The organism is Rhizobium sp. ZW T2_16 (genome assembly GCF_044987325.1).
Taxonomy (GTDB): domain Bacteria; phylum Pseudomonadota; class Alphaproteobacteria; order Rhizobiales; family Rhizobiaceae; genus Neorhizobium; species Neorhizobium cellulosilyticum.
On record NZ_JBJDRG010000008.1, the window covers coordinates 123,476 to 143,702 of the forward strand.

Annotated in this window: 15 protein-coding genes; 6 read left to right on the top strand and 9 right to left on the bottom strand. The window is 59.3% G+C overall.

The features are described 5' to 3' along the window. Positions 1-52: 52 nt before the first annotated feature. The 3 genes from fdhF to ACI3K0_RS19585 are packed head-to-tail and all read right to left on the bottom strand — an operon-like array spanning position 53 to position 4,969. Positions 53-2,932, bottom strand: a complete 2,880-nt coding sequence (gene fdhF, locus ACI3K0_RS19575) for a formate dehydrogenase subunit alpha (protein ID WP_404946011.1) — start codon at positions 2,930-2,932, stop codon at positions 53-55. Positions 2,933-2,936: 4 nt separating this feature from the next. Then, positions 2,937-4,493 carry a formate dehydrogenase beta subunit gene (locus ACI3K0_RS19580; RefSeq protein WP_404946012.1) on the bottom strand — a complete coding sequence of 519 codons (1,557 nt, stop codon included), beginning with the start codon at positions 4,491-4,493 and terminating at the stop codon, positions 2,937-2,939. Further along, positions 4,490-4,969: a formate dehydrogenase subunit gamma gene (locus ACI3K0_RS19585; protein ID WP_148143763.1), complete on the bottom strand. Its 480-nt coding sequence runs from the start codon at positions 4,967-4,969 to the stop codon at positions 4,490-4,492. Before ACI3K0_RS19585 ends, ACI3K0_RS19580 begins: the two co-directional genes overlap by 4 nt. Before the next feature lie 582 nt (positions 4,970-5,551). Between ACI3K0_RS19585 and ACI3K0_RS19590 the strand changes: the two genes are divergently transcribed. The 4 genes from ACI3K0_RS19590 to ACI3K0_RS19605 all read left to right on the top strand — a co-directional run bounded on the left by ACI3K0_RS19590 (position 5,552) and on the right by ACI3K0_RS19605 (position 10,873). Continuing rightward, entirely contained in the window at positions 5,552-7,150 is a 1,599-nt protein-coding gene (locus ACI3K0_RS19590; RefSeq protein ID WP_148143762.1) for a peptide ABC transporter substrate-binding protein, read from the top strand. Between the two features lie 61 nt (positions 7,151-7,211). Further along, positions 7,212-8,135, top strand: a complete 924-nt coding sequence (gene oppB / locus ACI3K0_RS19595) for an oligopeptide ABC transporter permease OppB (RefSeq protein WP_404946013.1) — start codon at positions 7,212-7,214, stop codon at positions 8,133-8,135. Continuing rightward, positions 8,128-9,270, top strand: coding sequence for an ABC transporter permease (locus ACI3K0_RS19600; protein WP_404946014.1), 1,143 nt, complete (start codon positions 8,128-8,130; stop codon positions 9,268-9,270). Before oppB ends, ACI3K0_RS19600 begins: the two co-directional genes overlap by 8 nt. A gap of 1 nt (position 9,271) precedes the next feature. After that, a complete protein-coding gene (locus ACI3K0_RS19605; RefSeq protein WP_404946015.1) occupies positions 9,272-10,873 on the top strand; it encodes an ABC transporter ATP-binding protein in 1,602 nt (533 codons plus the stop codon). A gap of 488 nt (positions 10,874-11,361) precedes the next feature. On the opposite strand, the gene ACI3K0_RS19610 is transcribed toward ACI3K0_RS19605, so the two are convergent. The 4 genes from ACI3K0_RS19610 to ACI3K0_RS19625 form a co-directional block, all read right to left on the bottom strand. Next, a complete protein-coding gene (locus tag ACI3K0_RS19610) occupies positions 11,362-11,985 on the bottom strand; it encodes a nucleoside triphosphate hydrolase (protein ID WP_404946016.1) in 624 nt (207 codons plus the stop codon). After that, positions 11,982-12,788, bottom strand: coding sequence for an ATP-binding cassette domain-containing protein (locus ACI3K0_RS19615; protein ID WP_148143757.1), 807 nt, complete (start codon positions 12,786-12,788; stop codon positions 11,982-11,984). The genes ACI3K0_RS19610 and ACI3K0_RS19615 overlap by 4 nt, the downstream gene beginning before the upstream one ends. Further along, on the bottom strand, positions 12,764-13,843 hold the full coding sequence (locus ACI3K0_RS19620) for an ABC transporter permease (protein ID WP_206828476.1): 1,080 nt from the start codon (positions 13,841-13,843) through the stop codon (positions 12,764-12,766). The genes ACI3K0_RS19615 and ACI3K0_RS19620 overlap by 25 nt, the downstream gene beginning before the upstream one ends. Positions 13,844-13,939: 96 nt before the next feature. After that, positions 13,940-14,965, bottom strand: a complete 1,026-nt coding sequence (locus tag ACI3K0_RS19625; protein ID WP_404946017.1) for a sugar ABC transporter substrate-binding protein — start codon at positions 14,963-14,965, stop codon at positions 13,940-13,942. 220 nt (positions 14,966-15,185) lie between these two features. On the opposite strand from ACI3K0_RS19625, the gene ACI3K0_RS19630 reads away from it, so the two are divergent. After that, positions 15,186-16,418 carry an ROK family transcriptional regulator gene (locus ACI3K0_RS19630; RefSeq protein ID WP_404946018.1) on the top strand — a complete coding sequence of 411 codons (1,233 nt, stop codon included), beginning with the start codon at positions 15,186-15,188 and terminating at the stop codon, positions 16,416-16,418. A gap of 64 nt (positions 16,419-16,482) precedes the next feature. Next, positions 16,483-17,409, top strand: a complete 927-nt coding sequence (locus ACI3K0_RS19635) for an alpha/beta hydrolase (RefSeq protein WP_404946019.1) — start codon at positions 16,483-16,485, stop codon at positions 17,407-17,409. Here the strand turns inward: ACI3K0_RS19635 and msrA are convergent. Then, positions 17,406-18,077 carry a peptide-methionine (S)-S-oxide reductase MsrA gene (gene msrA, locus ACI3K0_RS19640; protein WP_404946060.1) on the bottom strand — a complete coding sequence of 224 codons (672 nt, stop codon included), beginning with the start codon at positions 18,075-18,077 and terminating at the stop codon, positions 17,406-17,408. The genes ACI3K0_RS19635 and msrA overlap by 4 nt on opposite strands. 109 nt (positions 18,078-18,186) lie before the next feature. Then, on the bottom strand, positions 18,187-20,187 hold the full coding sequence (locus ACI3K0_RS19645; RefSeq protein ID WP_404946020.1) for a CocE/NonD family hydrolase: 2,001 nt from the start codon (positions 20,185-20,187) through the stop codon (positions 18,187-18,189). Positions 20,188-20,227: the final 40 nt, after the last annotated feature.

Consider the following 20,227-nt stretch of genomic DNA (forward strand, 5'->3'; position numbering starts at 1 on the left):
CAAGGCGGAGGATTTCCGAGGTTAACAGGGATTCGTGCGATCCTGACCGGCTCTACTCCGCTGCCTGTATTTTGCCTGCGATGCGACGTGAGCGGTTGGACATATCATTGTAGTCCTCCTGCCATTGCGTCGGGCCGTTGGACGGGGAAACCTGTACTGCCGTCACCTTATATTCCGGACAGTTGGTTGCCCAATCGGAGAAATCGGTCGTGATGACATTGGCCTGCGTATCCGGGTGGTGGAAGGTCGTATAGACGACACCCGGCGAGACCCGGTCGGTAATCTGTGCCCGAAGGGTGGTATCGCCCGAGCGGCTTGCAAGTTTGATCCAGTCGCTATCCTTGATGCCGCGTTGCTCTGCGTCATGCGGATGGATTTCCAGCCGGTCTTCAGCGTGCCAGATGACGTTTTTGGTGCGTCGTGTCTGAGCCCCGACATTGTATTGGGACAGGATACGCCCGGTGGTGAGCAGCAGCGGGAAGCGTGGTCCGGTGCGCTCGTCGGTCGCCACATATTCGGTGCGGATGAATTTTCCTTTGCCTCGGACAAATCCATCGACATGCATGATCGGCGAACCTTTAGGATGCGCCTCGTTGCACGGCCACTGAACCGAACCCATTTTATCGAGGTAATCGTAGGAAACCAACGCAAAGCTCGGCGTCGTTGCGGCGATCTCATCCATGATTTCGGATGGATGGGCATAATTCCAATTCAGCCCCATTGCCTGCGCAAGCTTTTGCGTCACCTGCCAATCGGCAAGACCGTTCTTCGGGGTCATCACCCTGCGTACACGGTTGATGCGGCGTTCGGCATTGGTGAAGGTTCCGTCCTTCTCGAGGAATGTCGAACCCGGCAGGAAGACATGGGCATAATTGGCCGTCTCGTTGAGGAAAAGGTCGTGCACAACAACGCATTCCATGGCTTCGAGCCCGGCCGAGACATGTCTGGTATCTGGGTCGGACTGCAGAATATCCTCGCCCTGGATATAGATGCCCTTGAATGTGCCTTCGACGGCTGCATCCAGCATGTTGGGAATGCGCAGGCCGGGCTCGTTGTTTAGCGTCACACCCCAGAGTTTTTCGAATGTGTCGCGCGTGGCATCGTCCGAGATATGGCGATAGCCCGGAAGTTCATGCGGAAACGAGCCCATGTCGCAGGAACCCTGAACATTGTTCTGGCCGCGCAGCGGGTTCACGCCGACGCCCGGCCGGCCGATATTGCCCGTTGCCATGGCAAGGTTGGCGATCGCCATTACGGTCGTCGAACCCTGGCTGTGTTCGGTAACGCCTAGGCCGTAATAGATCGCGCCATTGCCGCCGGTGGCAAACAGCCGGGCGGCACCGCGCAGAAGATCGGCCGGAACGCCGGTAAAGCTTTCGGTTGCTTCCGGGCTATGGTTTTCTTCGGAAACGAAGGCCGCCCAGTCTTCGAATTCCGACCAATCACAGCGCTCACGAATAAACGCCTCCGCAGCCAGGCCCTCGGTGACGATGACATGCGCCAGTGCCGTCATGACTGCGACATTGGTGCCGGGTTTGAGAGGCAGGTGGTAGGCCGCTTCCACATGCGGCGTCCTCACCAGATCGATGCGGCGCGGATCGATGACGATCAGCTTTGCACCCTGCCGCAGTCGCTTTTTCAGCCGCGAGCCGAAGACCGGATGACCGTCGGTGGGGTTGGCGCCGATAACGATCACCACATTGGACTGCTCGATCGAATCGAAATTCTGCGTGCCGGCGGACGTGCCGAAAGCCTGTCCGAGACCGTAGCCCGTCGGCGAATGGCAGACGCGGGCGCAGGTATCGACATTGTTGTTGCCAAAACCGGCGCGCACCAGTTTCTGGACAAGAAAGGTTTCCTCGTTGGTGCAACGCGACGAGGTAATGCCGCCGATAGCGTCACGGCCATACTGGTACTGGATACGCCGGAACTCGGTGGCGATATGGGAAAACGCCTCTTCCCAGGTCACCTCCCGCCATGGATCGGAAATCCTCTCGCGGATCATCGGGTTGAGGATGCGGTCTTTGTGGCTGGCATAACCATAGGCAAACCGGCCCTTGACGCAGGAGTGGCCACGATTGGCCTGACCCTCCTTCCATGGCACCATGCGCACCAGTTCCTCGCCGCGCATTTCCGCCTTGAAGGAGCAGCCAACTCCGCAATAGGCGCATGTGGTCACGGCTGAATGCTCCGGCTGACCGATTGCGATCACCGACTTTTCCGTCAGCGTCGCGGTGGGACAGGCCTGCACGCAGGCGCCGCAGGAGACGCATTCGGATTCGAGAAAATGCTCGTGTGCACCGGGCGAGACACGGCTTTCGAAACCGCGCCCCTCGATCGTCAGTGCGAAAGTGCCCTGCACTTCCTCGCAGGCACGCACGCAGCGTGAACAGACGATGCATTTCGACGGGTCATAGGTGAAATAGGGGTTGGATTCGTCCTTCGGCATCCATTTCGCGTTGATGGAACCGTCGTTGCGCGCGCGTATATGATTGTCGCCCTCGTAGCCGTAACGAACGTCGCGTAGGCCGACCGCACCCGCCATGTCCTGCAGTTCGCAGTCGCCATTGGCAGCACAGGTTAGGCAGTCGAGCGGATGATCGGAGATATAAAGCTCCATCACGCCGCGGCGGATATCCTTCAGGCGGTTGGACTGGGTATGGACGACCATGTTCGGTGCGACAGGCGTGGTGCAGGAGGACGGCGTGCCGTTGCGCCCCTCGACCTCCACCAGGCAGAGGCGGCAGGAACCGAAGGCGTCGACCATGTCGGTAGCGCAGAGTTTCGGGATCTGGATGCCCGCCTCCATCGAGGCCCGCATGATCGACGTGCCTTCCGGCACGGTTATGGCGCGGCCGTCGATTGTGAGTGTTACCTGTCTTTCAGAGAGGGATGCAGGCGTGCCGTAGTCGATTTCATGGATGAGAGACATGATATCACTCCGCCGCTTCGATCATAGGTGTGGGAACAAAATCCTTCGGGAAATGCGTCATCGCGCTCATCACCGGGTAGGGCGTGAAACCGCCGAGTGCGCACAGCGAACCGAACTTCATCGTGTTGCAGAGATCGGCGAGCAGTGCCTTGTTCTTCTCTGGCTCGATGCCCCGACCTATCTTGTCGATGGTTTCCGCGCCGCGGGTCGAGCCGATACGGCAGGGCGTACACTTGCCGCAGCTTTCGATGGCGCAGAATTCCATGGCGAAGCGCGCCTGTTTCAGCATGTCGACGGTATCGTCGAACACGGTGATGCCGGCATGGCCGATCAGCCCGTCCTTCGCGGCAAAGGCTTCGTAATCGAACGGTGTGTCGAATAGTGCGCGCGGAAAATAGGCGCCGAGCGGGCCGCCCACCTGCACGGCTTTCACCGGTCGCCCCGTCGCAGTGCCGCCGCCTATATGATCGATGATCTCGCCGAGCGACAGGCCGAAAGCTGTCTCGAACAGGCCCCCATATTTAACATTGCCGGCGATCTGGATCGGGATCGTGCCGCGGGAGCGCCCCATGCCGAAATCCCGATAGAAGGCAGCGCCGCGATGCATGATGACCGGGATGGAGGCAAGCGAGATAACGTTATTGACCACCGTCGGGCGACCGAGAAAACCTTGCAGGGCCGGCAAAGGCGGCTTGGCGCGAACGATGCCGCGTTTTCCCTCCAGCGAGTTGAGGAGTGCAGTTTCCTCGCCACAGACATAGGCGCCTGCGCCTGCGCGTATCTCGATATCGAAGGAATGATCAGACCCAAGCACCGAGGAACCGAGAATGCCGCACTTTCTGGCGATGCTGATCGCCTCGCTCATTGTGGCGATCGCATGCGGATATTCGGAGCGGGTATAGATGTATCCCCTTGTCGCACCGGTCGCGATGCCGGCGATCACCATGCCCTCGATCAGCACAAAGGGATCGCCTTCCATGATCATCCGGTCGGCAAAGGTGGCGCTGTCGCCCTCGTCGGCATTGCAGACGATATATTTTTGAGGCGCCACCGCCTCCATCACAGTCTTCCACTTGATGCCGGTAGGGAAACCGGCACCGCCGCGCCCTCGCAGCCCGCTTTCGGTGACCTGAGCCACAATCTCGGCCCGCGGCATCGCGATAGCCTGTTCCAGTCCTTTCAGCCCCTGATAATGGCGATAATCATCGAGTGACAGCGGATCGGTCACGCCGCAGCGGGAGAAGGTCAGGCGGGTCTGCTGACGCAGGAAGGGGATTTCCTTCGTCAGCCCAAGACAGAGAGGATGGGCCTTGCCGGAGAGAATACCGGCGTCGAAAAGGTCTTTTATATCCGAGGCTTTCACCGGCCCGTAAGCGACGCGACCGTGATCGGTGCGCACCTCCACCAGCGGTTCGAGCCAGAACATGCCGCGAGAGCCGTTGCGCACGATCCTGGCGTCAATACTGCGGGCAGCGATTTCGCTTGTGATTGCCGCTGCAACCTTCTCGGCTCCGAGCGCCAGGGATGCGGCATCGCGAGGGACGAAGATCGTTACCGTCATCGGCCCAGCCTCCCAACAATTTCGGAAAGACAGTGCTCGTCGACCCGGCCATAAACCTCGCCATCCAGCATGGCGGCAGGACCGCAGGCGCACAGACCCAAGCAATAGACCGGTTCGAGCATCACCGCTCCGTCAGGCGTCGTCTGGTGAAAATCAATTCCCAGTAACTGGCGAACGCGATCCGCGAGATTATCACAGCCCACCGATTGACAGGCTTCGGCTCGGCAGATTTTCAGAACATGCCGTCCACCCGGATGTTCACGAAATTCGGGATAGAAGGTGACGACGCCATGGACTTCCGCACGGGAGAGGTTGAGTTCATCGGCGATGACTGGCTTGACGATATCCGGTATGTAACCGAACTCCGCCTGAAGCGCGTGCAGAATGGGCAGCATCGGCCCTTCCAGATGCTTCCGGTCACGGATGATGTCGCGTGACCGCTGGGCGATCTCACCAGCGGAATTTCGCATGGTCATGGACGTGGCCTCCCGGCATATGCCGCAAACCTGTCCTCCTCGACGGTCTCCGGCATCCATTCCCCGATGGTAAGATCATTGGGGGATGCGAGAAAATGTCGCAACACGAAGCCTGCCCGTCAATAAACGAGATCGGTTACGCGATAGCGAACACCTATCAAGCCATTCCGCCAGATCATAACATTGTGGAGTAACGGTTCTTTTTGTGTTGCCAATGTAGGTACGGTACACACGCAAAAAGTGTCCTTTGGCTGACTGCAAATGCCGCCGCCGAAGATCGCTGCATACACCCATGAGCAATAAAATTTCGCCAACTCACCCAATGCGAGAGAAACGCTATCTTCGGCATATCTTCCCTGTACGTAAGATGTCTCTAATGGTCCTGGCGGCTCATCGGACGAGATGAATATGGCGGATGGCTTTCATCAAGTTCACATTTCTCTTATGCAACCTTGACGTTTTTCTTGCGTGCCACAGTTGTCTCCTTCGACTGTGACGCGATGAGAAAAGCCTTGCAGTCCATGCCTTTCTGTCATTCATTCCCGCAACTGATCCGGAATAAACTGGGAAAGGATACCGATCATGTCTTCTCGTCTTCTCAAACTTTCTGCGGCCGCGCTGCTGGGGTCAGTGCTCTTCGCCAGCGCTCCGGCCTTCGCCGAGGCAGTGCTTCATCGCGGCAATGCCGGCGAGCCCCAGACGCTCGATCAGGCGCAGACCTCGATCAATATCGAAGCCTTCATCCTCAAGGATCTTTACGAAGGTCTGACGATTTACGATGCTGCTGGCAAGATTATCCCGGGCGCTGCCGAGAGCTGGACACTGTCTGATGACGGTGTAACCTACACGTTTAAGCTGCGCGAAAATGCAAAGTGGTCGGATGGTACACCCGTTACTGCGCAGGACTTTGAGTTTTCCTTCAAGCGTGTAGAAGATCCGAAGACGGCAGCGAAATACGCCAATATTCTCTACCCGATCAAGAATGCCGAAGCGATCAACAACGGCAAGGCTGAGGTCGCTACCCTCGGCGTCAAGGCCGTCGACGACAAGACTTTCCAGATCACGCTCGAGCGCCCGACCCCGTTCTTCCTTGAGCTGCTGGCCCACCAGACCGCGCTGCCCGTTTCCAAAGCAAGTGTCGAGAAAAACGGTGCCGACTTCGTCAAGCCGGGTGTGATGGTGTCTAACGGCGCCTTCAAGCTGGTCAGCCATGTGCCAAATGATAGCCTCGTGGTCGAGAAGAACGAGAACCATTGGGACGCTGCCAACACCAAGCTCGACAAGGTGATCTTCTATCCGATCGACGACCAGGCTGCGTCCGTCCGTCGCTTCGAAGCGAAGGAAATGGATCTCGTCTTCAATTTCTCGGCCGACCAGATCGAGCGCCTGCGCGGCACCTACAAGGATCAAGTCCACGTTTCCCCGACGCTGGCCACCTACTACTACGCCTTCGACGGCAGTCAGGCACCCTATGACGACGTGCGCGTTCGTCAGGCACTTTCGATGGCTGTCGATCGTGACTTTCTCGCCAAGGAAATCTACAGCGGCTCGCAGATCCCGGCCTATTCGCTGGTCCCCCCGGGCATGGCAAGCTACGGTGAGCCGTCCAAGGCCGATTTCGCCACACTTTCGCAGCTTGATCGCGAGGACAAGGCGCTCGAACTGATGAAGGAAGCTGGTTACGGTGAAGGCGGCAAGCCGCTCGAAATCGAGATCCGCTACAATACCAACCCGAACCACGAGCGTGTCGCCACCGCCGTCGCCGACATGTGGAAGAACACTTTCAAAGCCAAGGTGACGATGACCAATCTCGACGTCTCGTCGCACTACGCTTACCTGCAGGAAGGCGGCAAGTTCAACGTTGCCCGCGCCGGCTGGGTTGCCGACTATGCGGATGCCGAAAACTTCCTGGCGCTGAACCTGTCGACCAACAAGACCTTCAATTACGGCAAGTACAACAACCCGGAATTCGACGCTCTGATGCAGAAGTCCTATGCGGAAGAGAACCCGGAAGCCCGCTCCAAGCTGCTGCACGAAGCCGAAGCGCTTCTATCGCGTGACCAGCCGGTCGCGCCTCTGCTTACCCAGGCTGATCTCTGGCTCGTGTCCAACCGCGTTTCCGGCTGGGAGGACAATGCTGCCAACGAGCACCTGAGCCGCTTCCTCAGCGTTTCCGAATAACATCCATCATCCGAGACGGCGCCCGCCTAACCGCGGGCGCCGTTTTGCAGGAGACACCCGCATGCTGGCTTTTGTCCTGCGCCGCCTTGCGAGCGCCGTACCGACGCTGTTTATCGTCGTCACCATTTCCTTCTTCCTGATGCGCTTTGCGCCAGGTGGCCCGTTCAATCTGGAGCGCCCGCTTCCGCCCGCAACGATGGAAAACATCATGCGGACCTATCAGCTCGACCAGCCCCTGTGGCGGCAATATGTGACCTACATATCCAATGCCGTTCAGGGTGATTTTGGCCCGAGCTATATCTACAAGGACAACACGGTCGCCGAACTGATCGGCAAGGGCCTGCCCTATTCTATGGAACTCGGCTTCTTCGCGCTTCTCCTGGCTCTGGTCGGCGGCGTCACGCTCGGCACGATTGCGGCCCTTCGTCAGAACAGCGTGCTCGATTTCTCCATCATGTCTCTCGCGACCGTCGGCACCACCATTCCGAATTTCGTCGTTGGCCCGGTTGTCACGCTGATCTTCGCTATCGTCTTCTCGCTGCTGCCGGCCGGCGGCTGGGGTGACGGTTCGTTCCGTTATCTGCTCCTGCCGATGATCGCCTTAGCGCTGCCGCAGCTTGCCGTTTTTGCTCGTCTTACCCGCGGATCGATGATCGAGGCGCTGCATGCCGACCATATCCGCACGGCTCGGGCCTACGGTTTGCCGCCGCGGATCGTCGTCATCACCCATGCAATGCGCGGCGCACTTCTGCCGGTCGTATCCTATCTTGCCCCATGTGCTGCAGCGCTGATGACCGGCTCGGCGGTGGTCGAGACGATCTTCACCATTCCCGGCATCGGCCGCTATTTCGTGCTCGGCGCGCTCAACCGCGATTATACGCTGGTCATGGGCACGGTCGTGCTGATCGCCATCTTCGTCATCGTTTTCAATCTCGTGGTCGATCTCATTTACGGCCTGCTCGATCCGAGGGTTCGCCATGACTGATATCGTCACTAATCCTGCGCCCGCGCAGCCGGAAAGCCCGGACAACAAAAGCCGCAGCCTGTTTCAGCTGGCAGCCCTTCGCTTCCGTCGCAACAAGGCTGCTATGGCCGGTTGCGTGATGATGGTGCTGATCGCGCTGTTTTCCTATATCGGCCCGTTCTTCGTGCCGCACAGCTATGACCAGGTCTATTCCTCCTATGTCTCTGTCGGCCCGAGCCTGGAGCCACGTCCCGATGAGGCGTCGCTCGAAGATGCCATGCGCGGTGTCGCCACCCGCGCCCGCGTCAACCTCGATGAGTTCAATGTCGAAGGGCAGAGCTTTACCGCGACCCTGAGCGCCGAGAGCCCGATCGATCCGCGCGCAACCCGCTATTTCGACCGTGCCAACGAGTTCAAAAACACCAAGGTCGTGGCAACCGAAAACGACGGGCGTGTGCTCAAGGTGGAGGGCAATGTCAGCCGCGAGTATTTCGTCTTCGGCACCGATCCGAACGGTCGTGACATGCTCGCTCGCGTCATGCTCGGCGGCCAGATCTCGATTGCTGTCGGACTTCTCGCCAGCCTCGTCTCGCTCGGCATCGGCGTACTCTATGGCGCGACATCGGGTTATCTCGGCGGTCGCGTCGACAATGTGATGATGCGTTTCGTCGAAATCCTCTATTCGCTGCCTTTCGTCTTTCTGGTCGTCGTGCTCGTCGTCTTTTTCGGCCGTTCCTTCATCCTGATCTTCCTCGTCATCGGCGCGGTCGAATGGCTGGACATGGCCCGTATCGTGCGTGGGCAGACGCTGGCGTTGAAGCGCCGGGAATTCGTCGGCGCCGCGCAGGCTCTGGGTTTGAGCGACTGGCAGATCATCCGCCGGCATATCATCCCGAATACGATCGGCCCGGTCATCGTCTTCGTTACCGTCGTGGTGCCCAAGGTCATTCTTCTGGAAAGCTTCCTCTCCTTCCTTGGCCTCGGCGTTCAGGCGCCGCTGACGAGCTGGGGTGCGCTGATCTCCGAAGGCGCAAGCAATATTCAGTCAGCCCCGTGGCTGTTGATCTTCCCGTCCATCTTCTTCGTGGCAACGCTCTTCTCGCTGAACTTCATCGGCGATGGCCTGCGCGACGCACTCGATCCGAAGGACCGCTGATATGACCGGGACATCAGAAAACATTCTCTCCATCCGCGATCTCAAGGTCAATTTCTCGACGCCTGACGGTACGGTGAATGCGGTCAAGGGCATCGGTTTCGACATCAAGGCCGGTGAAACACTCGCCGTCGTCGGCGAAAGTGGCTCCGGCAAGAGCCAGACCATGATGGGTATCATGGGCCTGCTCGCCAAGAACGGCACGGTCATCGGCTCTGCCCGATATCGCGGCAAGGAACTTGTCGGCCTGCCGAAGAGCGAGCTGAACAAGGTGCGCGGCGCCAAGATCACCATGATCTTTCAGGAGCCGATGACCTCGCTCGATCCGCTCTATACGATCGGCCGGCAGATCGCCGAGCCGATCCTCTATCACCGCGGCGGCTCAAGGGCACAGGCCCGCGCCCGCGTGCTGGAACTGTTGGAACTCGTCGGCATCCCCGATCCGGCGCGTCGGATCGACAGCTATCCGCATGAGCTTTCCGGCGGCCAGCGCCAGCGCGTGATGATAGCCATGGCGCTTGCAAACGAACCGGACGTGCTGATCGCCGACGAGCCGACCACGGCGCTCGACGTGACGATCCAGGCACAGATCCTGAAACTCCTGCGCTCGCTGCAGGAGCGGTTCGGCATGGCGATCGTGCTGATCACCCACGATCTCGGTATCGTGCGCCATTTTGCCGAACGCGTCGTCGTCATGCGCCGCGGCGAGGTGGTGGAGCAGGGAACGACGGAGCAGATCTTCGAGAACCCGACCTCGTCCTATACCCGCATGCTGATCGATGCCGAGCCGCATGGCCGCAAGGCGCCGCCGGCAGACAATGCCCCGATAATTCTCGAGGGCCGGGACGTGGTCGTCGATTTCGATATCGGCAAGGGTTTTCTGTCCAAGGGTCCGCGTACATTCCGCGCCGTCAATGGCGTGACCGTGAGGCTGCAGGAAGGTCAGACGATCGGTGTCGTCGGCGAGTCGGGTTCCGGCAAGTCCACGCTCGGGCGCGCGCTTCTTAGGCTCCTGCCGAGTGATGGCGCATACCGCTTTGGGAAACAGGATATCTCGCGGCACGACCGTCGCCAGATGCGTTCGCTGCGCAAGGAGATGCAGCTCGTCTTCCAGGATCCCTACGGTTCGCTTTCGCCGCGCCAGACTGTCGGTGAGGTTATCACCGAAGGCCTGCTTGTCCACGAGCCTGGCTTGAGCAAGGCCGATCGCGACCGGCGCGCCATCGCGGCGCTTCAGGAGGTCGGCCTCGATCCGGCAGCACGCAACCGCTATCCGCACGAATTCTCCGGCGGCCAGCGGCAGCGTATTGCGATTGCCCGCGCGATGATCCTCAAGCCGCGTGTCGTCATCCTCGATGAGCCGACATCGGCTCTCGACCGGTCGGTTCAGGGGCAGGTGATCGATTTGCTGCGCAAGCTGCAGGCCGATCACAATCTTTCCTACGTCTTCATCAGTCACGACCTGTCGGTGGTCAAAGCCATTTCGGACTATGTGATCGTGATGAAAAACGGCGAGATTGTCGAACAAGGCGAAACGGATGCAATCTTCGAGGCCCCGAAGGCCGATTATACCAAGGCGCTGATCGGCGCGGCTTTCAGCGTATAGTACGGGTCGATCGGGACATTCTTAAAAAAAGGGCGCGCATCGTCGCGCCCTTTTCCATGTCTGGATATCGGTATGCCGGTTGTCGAGGCAGTTGGTTCTGCTGCTGTTGGAGACGTGAGTGGGTAGCCGGTCACGCCTATCGATCCTGCAGATCCGCCGCAATTTTCTTGTCTTGTCGTGCCGGAAGCGAGACGATCATGCGGCGGCTCGGGCTATTGCCACATTTGTGAGCATTGAGGCGTTGTGGCGTCTTCAGTCAAGCGTTTGGCGCATAGCTCCGCTGCAGCAATATCGCTTCTAAAGAATCAATCCACCTGTATGATGACCACATCAGAGCGATGCTCCTCCTCCCGCAGACCTCTGATTTTCAGGCGACCTACTCCTCCTCCCAAGGGCGCCTGATCGAGCAGCGACACTCCTCCTCCCAGTCGCTGTTCAAATCTTTTAGAAAAGCCTGCCGCACCTCCTCCCGCGGCAGGCTTTTTCGTTTAATCGGCCAGAATGATATCGGCTCCACGGCAATGGTCTCTGACCAAGGCACCGTTTTTCAGGTCATTTCCTTGTGTTTTTTCCCTGGCCGCCTCTTCGCTCAATCCGTAACCGCGCCAGCGATCCATAAGCCGTTCCTCGAGTGTCGCGACGGGGGGAGAGATGAGGATCTCGTAGTCGAATTCGCCGTCCAGTGCCGACCAGGGAGCGCAATCGAGAAGCAGGTAGTTTCCCTCGACAAGAACGAACCGCGTCAAAACTTCGATGACGCGCGATGCGGCGATGGCGAGTTCCCGGGATCGATCGAATACCGGCACCAGCACTTCTCCTTCCGCCACCCTGACCGCGCGAATGATGTCGAGAAATCCGCGTACGTCGAACGTTTCAGGCGCGCCTTTACGGGAGAGCAGGCCCTTTTCCTGCAGGACACCATTGTCCATGTGAAAGCCATCCATCGGCAGGACTTCGGCGCTTTCGCCAAGCGCCTGCAACGCCACTACAAGTGCGTCGGCGAGCGTGGATTTTCCGGCACCCGGCGGGCCGGCAATCGCGACGATAAAACGTCGCTTGTCGCCCGCGCGGTTGATGAGTGTGCGGGCGATCTCTTCGGTGGTCATTGTCATGCGGCAAGCGGCTCCGGCGCCTTTGCGCCGGTCATGAAGGCGACGGCGTCCGACATCGTATAATCCTTGGGATTGATGACGGTAAGACGTTTTCCCAGCCTATGGATGTGGATGCGGTCGGCGATCTCGAAGACATGCGGCATGTTGTGGGAAATCAGCACGATCGGAATGCCACGCGAGCGCACGTCGAGGATCAGCTCCAGCACACGCCGGCTTTCCTTGACGCCGAGCGCTGCCGTCGGCTCGTCAAGGATGATGACCTTGGAACCGAAGGCTGCTGCCCGCGCCACCGCCACGCCCTGGCGCTGACCGCCAGACAGCGTTTCCACGGCCTGGTTGATGTTCTGGATGGTCATCAACCCAAGCTCGGAGAGCTTTTCACGCGCCATCTTTTCCATGGCGCCGTGGTCTAGTTTGCGCAGAACCTTACCCATGAAGCCGGGCTTGCGGATTTCGCGACCGAGAAACATGTTGTCGGCGATCGACAGCGCCGGTGACAGCGCGAGGTTCTGGTAGACGGTTTCGATACCGGCCTTTCGGGCCTCGATCGGCGAGGCGAAATGCACGAGTTCTCCGTCCATGCGGATCTCGCCCTCATCGGGACGGATCGCGCCGGAAATCGCCTTAATCAGCGAGGATTTTCCGGCGCCGTTGTCGCCGATCACGGCGAGGATTTCGCCGGGATAGAGATCGAAATCGGCATTATCGATAGCGGTGACACGGCCGTAACGCTTGACGAGATTGCGACCAGTGAGGATGGGTTTGCGTGTGTCGGTCATCAGCGTGAAGCCTTTCTGATCCATTGGTCGGCTGCAACGGCGACGATGATGAGGACGCCGATCAGGAGATAGGTCCATTGCACATCGGTGCCGAGCAGGCGCAGGCCGAGCGAAAAGACGCCAACGATCAGCGCGCCGAACATCATGCCGAGAATGGAGCCGCGGCCGCCGAAGAGCGAGATGCCCCCGATCACCACGGCGGTGATCGATTCGATATTGGCAAACTGGCCGGCGGTTGGCGACACGGAGCCGATACGGCCGATCAGTGCCCAGCCTGCCAGCGCGCAGATGACGCCCGACAGCACATAGACGGAAATCAGCATGCGCTGCACGTTGACGCCGGAAAGATCGGCTGCTTCCGGATCGTCGCCGACTGCGTAGAGATGCCGTCCCCAAGCGGTGTGGTTGAGCACGTACCAGAGCACTGCGACGAGAAGGATCATGGCGATCACGCCATAGGTGAACACCGCGCCGCCGAACTTGAAGGTTTCTCCAAAGAATTGGAGAATTGGGGCGGTACTTTCGATTTCCTGCGAGCGAATGGTCTCGTTGGCGGAATAGAGAAAGTTGCTGGCAAGCACGATCTGCCACATGCCAAGCGTCACGATGAAGGGGGGCAGTTTCACCCTCGCGATCAAAACGCCGTTGATGAAACCGCAAAGCGCACCGGTTGCAAAACCACAGAGGATCGCGATTTCCGGCGGCAGGCCGTAGCGGAAGGTGAATTGCCCCATGACGACCGACGACAGAACCATGATGGCGCCGACCGAAAGATCGATACCGGCGGTCATGATGACCAGCGACTGGGCTGCCCCGACGATGCCGGTGATCGCCACCTGCTGCAGGATCAGCGTCAGCGAGAAGGCGGAGAAAAACTTGCCGCCAAGCGTCAGGCCGAACACGATCAACGACACGACCAGCACGATCAGCGATACGGCGGACGGGTTGGAATGCAGAAAGTGACGGAACTTGTGAAGGAAGGACGGTTTGTCCTGTTCGAAGGATGCTACATCCTTCGAACTGTCCTTGAGCACTTTTTCATAGTCGTGATGCGGTGCGCTTGCCACTGGCTCGCTCATGAAATCCTCCCGCTTTTGTCGATGCCCGGTTCAGGCCGGGTTGCCGTGGCAGGCCGGTGGAACAGGTCCACCGGCCTGCAAGGATTTGCTAAAGGCTTAGCCCCAGCACTTGTTCAGGCCTTCCTTGGTGTCGATCGACTTGATCGACGGCACCGGCTTGTCGGTGACCAGCGTTACGCCCGTATCGAAGAAGTTCTTGCCTTCGGTCGGCTTCGGCTTTTCGCCGCTATCGGCAAACTTCTTGATCGCCTCAATGCCGAGTGCCGCCATCTGCAGCGGATATTGCTGCGAGGTGGCGCCGATCGCGCCATCGGCGACGTTCTTGACGCCCGGGCAACCGCCGTCGACCGAGACGATCAGCACGTCTTTCTCGCGGCCAACTGATTTCAGTGCCTCATAGGCGCCGGCGGCAGCCGGTTCGTTGATCGTATGGACGACGTTGATGGTCGGGTCCTTCTGCAGAAGGTTCTCCATCGCGGTGCGGCCACCTTCTTCATTGCCGTTGGTGATATCGTGTCCGACGATGCGCGGATCGTCCTCGTCACCGATCTTGTTCGGATCCTTCGGGTCGATGCCGAAACCGATCATGAAGCCCTGGTCGCGCAGAATGTCGACGGAAGGCTGCGACGGGGTAAGATCGAGGAAGGCCACCTTTGCGTCCTTTGCGGCGTCACCGAGCGTGTCCTTGGCCCATTGGCCAATCAGTTTGCCGGCGAGCAGATTGTCGGTGGCAAAGGTCATGTCGGCGGCGTCGATCGGCTCCAGCGGCGTGTCGAGCGCGATCACCAGCAGGCCGGCATCGCGCGCCTTCTTGAGGTTCGGCACGATGCCCTTGGTGTCGGAGGCGGTGATCAGGATGCCCTTGGCGCCATCGGCGATGCAGGTCTCGATCGCCGCTACCTGGCTTTCGCTGTCGCCGTCGATCTTGCCGGCATAGGATTTCAGCGAGACGCCGAGTTCTTTGGCCTTGGCGGTCGCGCCTTCCTTCATCTTGACGAAGAAGGGATTGGTATCGGTCTTGGTAATCAGGCAGGCCGAAACGTCCGCGGCGTAAGCGGGTGCGGAAAAGACGACGCCAAGTGCCAACGCCCCGAATGACAGGGAAAGTACGGATTTTCTCATGATCTCCTCCCAGAGACGAAGTCCGCTCGCTGCGGACGGGTTCATTCAGGATGCAGGCCGGATCGTGCCCCAGTGCCTCCTCCGGGCGTTCCTGCATCCTTACAATCGTCAATAATCGCGAAAGAAAATCTCCTGTCAATAATTAATTCCGATTGAATTATTTATTCTGCCTTGTCATGCTATGTCCAACGTGAGAGAGCGAAGGCAAGGGAGGTGCTGGATGTCGATCACCGATGGCCCGCTTTCCGGGCCTGTTTCTTCTGCCGGTTTTTCCGGCGGTTCCAACCAGACGCGGGTGCGCGCCTATAACGAGCGGCTGGTCCTGTCGCTGGTGCGGCTGCACGGTGCGCTGTCGAAGGCAGATATTACCCGGCTCAGCGGCCTGTCGGCACAGACGGCGTCGGTCATCATGCGGGCGCTGGAGAAAGATGGTCTGTTGCTTCGCGGCGAGCCGGTGCGGGGGCGTGTCGGCCAACCTTCCATACCCATGCGTCTCAACCCGGATGCCGTCCTGTCCTTCGGCGTGAAGATAGGCCGCCGCAGCGCCGATCTGGTGCTGATGGATTTCGTCGGTAATATCCGCAAGCGCTATCACGAGACCTATGCTTATCCGCTGCCGCAGGAGATTCTGCGGATCATCACCTCGGGCATTGCCGATATCGAAGCGCAGATGAGCGGCGAGGAGCAGGCGCGGATCGCCGGCATCGGCATTGCGGCTCCGTTCGAGTTGTGGAACTGGGCTGACGAGATCGGCGCGCCATCAGGCGCCATGGAGGTTTGGCGCGGCTTCGATCTCCAAGCGGAAGTCGCATCGCGCGTTACTCACTCCGTCTATCTGCAGAATGACGCGACAAGCGCCTGCGGAGCGGAACTGGTATTTGGCGTCGGCCCCACCTATCCGGATTTCATCTATCTGTTCATCGGTTCGTTCATCGGTGGCGGCATCGTATTGAATTCGAGCATTTTTTCGGGCCGTACGGGCACTGCCGGGGCCGTCGGGCCGCTGCCGGTGCGGGGCAGGAATGGCGAAAATCGCCAGCTTCTCGATATCGCCTCGATCTTCGTACTGGAGAACATGCTGAGAGATCGCGGCATCGATCCGCAGCCGCTCTGGTATTCGGCCGATGACTGGGTCGATTTCGGCCAGCCGCTAGAGCTCTGGGTCCAGGCGACAGCTGCCGCATTGGCGCAGGCCATCGTCGCGGCCGCTTCGATCATCGATTTCGGTGCGGCGGTCATCGATGGTGGCTTTCCGGGCTGGGTGAGGAAACGCATCGTCGATGCGACGATCGAGGCGGTTGCCCGGCTCGACCTTCGCGGTGTCGTCATTCCCGATATCATCCAGGGCAAGGTCGGATCGCAGGCGCGCGCGATCGGTGGCGCCAGCCTGCCCATCTTCGCCCGGTACCTGACGGATCAGTCGGTGCTGCTCAAGGATTTCAACGGAGAGTGAGAGCCGTTCTTACTCTTGCAGCATACCGTCATCTTGCCTAGCCTTTGGTCCTCGGAGAAACAGGATGAATGAGGCCATGGAGACCAGCGAGACACATTCGCCGATGCCGAGCGAGCCGGGCATTCTTGAGTTTCTCGATGTCTGCAACAGCTTTTATCCCCCCGACGCCGTGAATGCGCCGATTGCGCAGCAGCGCGTCTGGTATGATGCGCTCTGTGCCCGTTTCGACCGGCCGCTGCCCAAGGGGATGATCTTTCAGGATGAGGTTTTGTTCGCGCCGATCCGGCGCTACCGACCTGCGCGTCTCACTACGAAAACCATTTTGCTCTATCTGCATGGCGGCGGCTTTGTCGTCGGCTCTCTGGAGAGCCATCATGCAATCTGTGCCGAGATTGCCGAGTTTGCCCAAGCGGAGCTCATTTCTGTCGATTATCGTCTCGCGCCGGAACACGTCTGGCCTGTTCAGACGGATGATTGTTACGGCGTGCTGAAGCAGCTTATCGGGCAGGGTAGCAAGATCGTGGTGATCGGCGACAGTGCTGGCGGCAATCTTGCTGCCGGCCTCTCAATTCGGGCGCGTGACGAAAACCTCCCCGGCATTATCGGTCAGGTGCTCATTTACCCCGCGCTTGGCGGCGATCTTATTTCAGGCTCGTATCGAGAAATGGCGAATGCGCCGGGGTTGACGACCGCCGATGTCGCCTATTATCGCGCAGTGCTGAAAGCGCCGGAAATTGAGCCGGTGGCGCATCCGCTTCTATCAAGCGATCTTTCCGGGCTTCCACCTGCCTATATCACGGTGGCGCATTTCGATCCGCTGCGTGATGATGGCCGGCTTTATGCAGAGCGGCTGAACCAATGGGGTGTCTCCGCAAGCTTTCGCGACGAGCCGCAAATGGTCCATGGATGGCTTCGCGCCCGGCATATGAGCGAGGGCGCACGAGACGGTTTCAAGACGCTGTGCGAAGCGATCCGAGCGTTTGCCGCCTAGGTCTTCGCCTTGGAGACAAGTACCGGATTGGCCCTGAAGGCTGCCGGGAAGATAGTCTTCAGATTATCGATCTTCGGCATGTCGTTATAGACGATATAGGGGTGGTTCGGATTGAGCGTCAGGAAATCCTGATGGTATTTTTCTGCCGGATAAAAGCCTTCCAGCTTCGAAAGCTTGGTCACGATCGGCGCATGAAACAGCCCGGTTCTGTCCAGCTGGGCGATGTAGGCTGCGGCAACTTTCTGCTGTTCAGCGCTGGCGGTGAAAATCGCTGATCGATACTGCGTGCCCTGATCTGGCCCCTGATAATTCAGCTGGGTCGGGTTATGGGCGACGGAGAAAAACACCTGCAGCAGTGTGCCGTAGCTCACCTCGTGCGGATCGAAGGTCACTTCCACCGCCTCCGCATGGCCCGTCTCGCCCAGACTGACGGTCTCATAACTGGCCGTTTCCTTCGCGCCGCCGGAATATCCCGAGACCGCGTTCTTCACGCCCTTGACATGCTGGAACACGGCCTGAACGCCCCAGAAACAGCCGCCGGCAAAAACTGCGGTCTCGCTGCTCCCCTTGGCTGCCTCATCAACTATGGGGGCCGGGATAACCACTGCCGCTTCTGCAGCAAACGCGGATGTTGCCGGAGCGGCAAGTAGCAACAAGGCGAATGTCATTCCAAGGTTTTTGCGCGCAAATATTGTCATGGCAGCTTCTCCAGTTGCCATGACTGTGTTCCTCGTAAAGCTTTCGGTCAACTCACATCGATGTGGCGAACGTGACCGTCTAGATGAGGTCACGCGGTATCGCTTTCTCGAATGTCTTTTCGAAGATCTGCTTTTCCCCGTGATAGGCCAGAACCTTGGCGCTTATCAGCCAATCCTTGTCCGTGCAGGCTATATTGGCGGTCGACACAGTACGTATCGACCAGTTGGAGCGGCTCATGTCGCAGGTCCAGACGCAGGCTCCTGTCATAGACAGTGGATCGTCCGGGCTGATCGACCAGGTTTCCTCGCGGCGCTGGCGGGTGGCAAGGCCGGTGCCGGGATGTTCGAAAAGTCCGGTATCCTCGGTCACCTGATAGCGCGTCTCGTTGGCAGCAAGGTCGCGGGTTACGCTGCGACGCGTTTCAGCCGGTGCATGTTCGATATATTTCGGCAGCGGATCCGGATTGTCCGGCTGCTTCATCTCGAAAGTCTCATGGCGCCCAAGAAGCGGCATGGCGAGACCAAGCGAAGCGATATCGATCGTCACGCCGGGATCGACCGGCGGCGGTAGAACCATCGGCCAGTAAGAGGTTGAAATCGATAGCCGGATTCTGTGTCCTTCGCCAAAACGATAACCGCATGCATCGAGTTCAAGCCGGATCGTTACCGGCTCGCCGGGCGTGAGCGGCTTCGGGTTCTCGTTGCCGTCACGATGGGCAAGGTTGATGACGCCGAACGAAACGCGTGTTGCGGTGCCGTCGGGATGGATGTCGACGATGCGGGCGCAGAGATTGGCAAGCTCGGCATCGGCGTGCAGCGTCAGCGTGATAACCGGGCGACCGAGATAGTTTTTCGCTTCCGTGAGCGGAGCTGTCTGGAAGGTCAGCGATCCGGCGTCATCGCCGCGCTGGTCGCCGGCCATTTCCGCATCCGGTTTCAGTGTGAACCATTCACCGGCGGCTGTTCCGGTGTCGAGTGGGGATTTCAGATAGACGTTATGCTTCGGCGCATGGGGGATAGGCATGCCTTCAAGCAGTGTCCCGAACTGATCGATATAGAAACACTCGGCTTCCGGTGCGCTCCAGCGGTCTTTCGAGATCCAGAAACCCGGATCGGCATCACGTCTGACAGCCGGCTTCGGACCGTCGAGAATATAGGCACGCATCTGCGGCAGCTGGTCGATGCCGTTGTTCTCGCCGCGCAGCCAGCGGTTCCAGAAGGCGATGGCCTCGCCAAGGAAATCGGCGCGTGGTTTTGGCCAGGCAAAATGCGGGTATTTGTGGACCCATGGGCCGACAAGCGCCTTGGCCTTTTCGCCCAGTCCCTCGACCGCCAGAAACGGGGTGTTGCGATAACCATCGGCCCAACCGGCAATTACCAGAGCCGGGATTTCGAAAGCGGAATAGTCCTCGCAGATCGAACCTTGTTTCCAGAACGCATCGCGGCGCTGGTGAGAGAGCCATTCCTCCATGAAGAAGGGTTCGTTTTCCAGCCGCTCCACCCACATGTCGAGCCAGCGGTCGCCGACGATTTCCGGATCGGGCGAGCGGGATTGGTAGGCAAGCATAGTTGCCGCCCAGGAGAGTTGGGCCGAGAGATGACAGCCATTCTTGTAGTGGATATCGTCATTGTAGCGATCGGTAGTGGAGGCGATCGAGATCACCGCCTTTAAGGCTGGCGGGCGAAGCGCTGCGACTTGCAGGCTGTTGAAGCCGCCCCAGGAGATACCCATCATGCCGACCGAACCGTTCGACCAGGGTTGTTCGGCAATCCAGGCGATTAGCTCGCAGGCATTCGCCAGTTCCAGCTCGGTATACTCGCCGTCGATCACCCCGTCGGATTCGCCCGAGCCGCGGATATCGACACGCACTCCGGCAATACCTGACGCGGCAAAGACCGGATAAGTGGATTCGTCGCGCGGGCTGGTTCCGTCGCGTTTTCGATAGGGCAGGAATTCGAAGACCGCCGGCACCGGATCGGCTTCTGTTCCATCCGGCATCCAGATCCGGGCGGCAAGCCGGGTCCCGTCCTTCAGCCTGATCCACTGGTTTTCGATAACGGTGAAGGGGCGGTCGTTCATCTGTTAAGATCCTAAAAGCAAACTCTTTGCGGGATTTTAC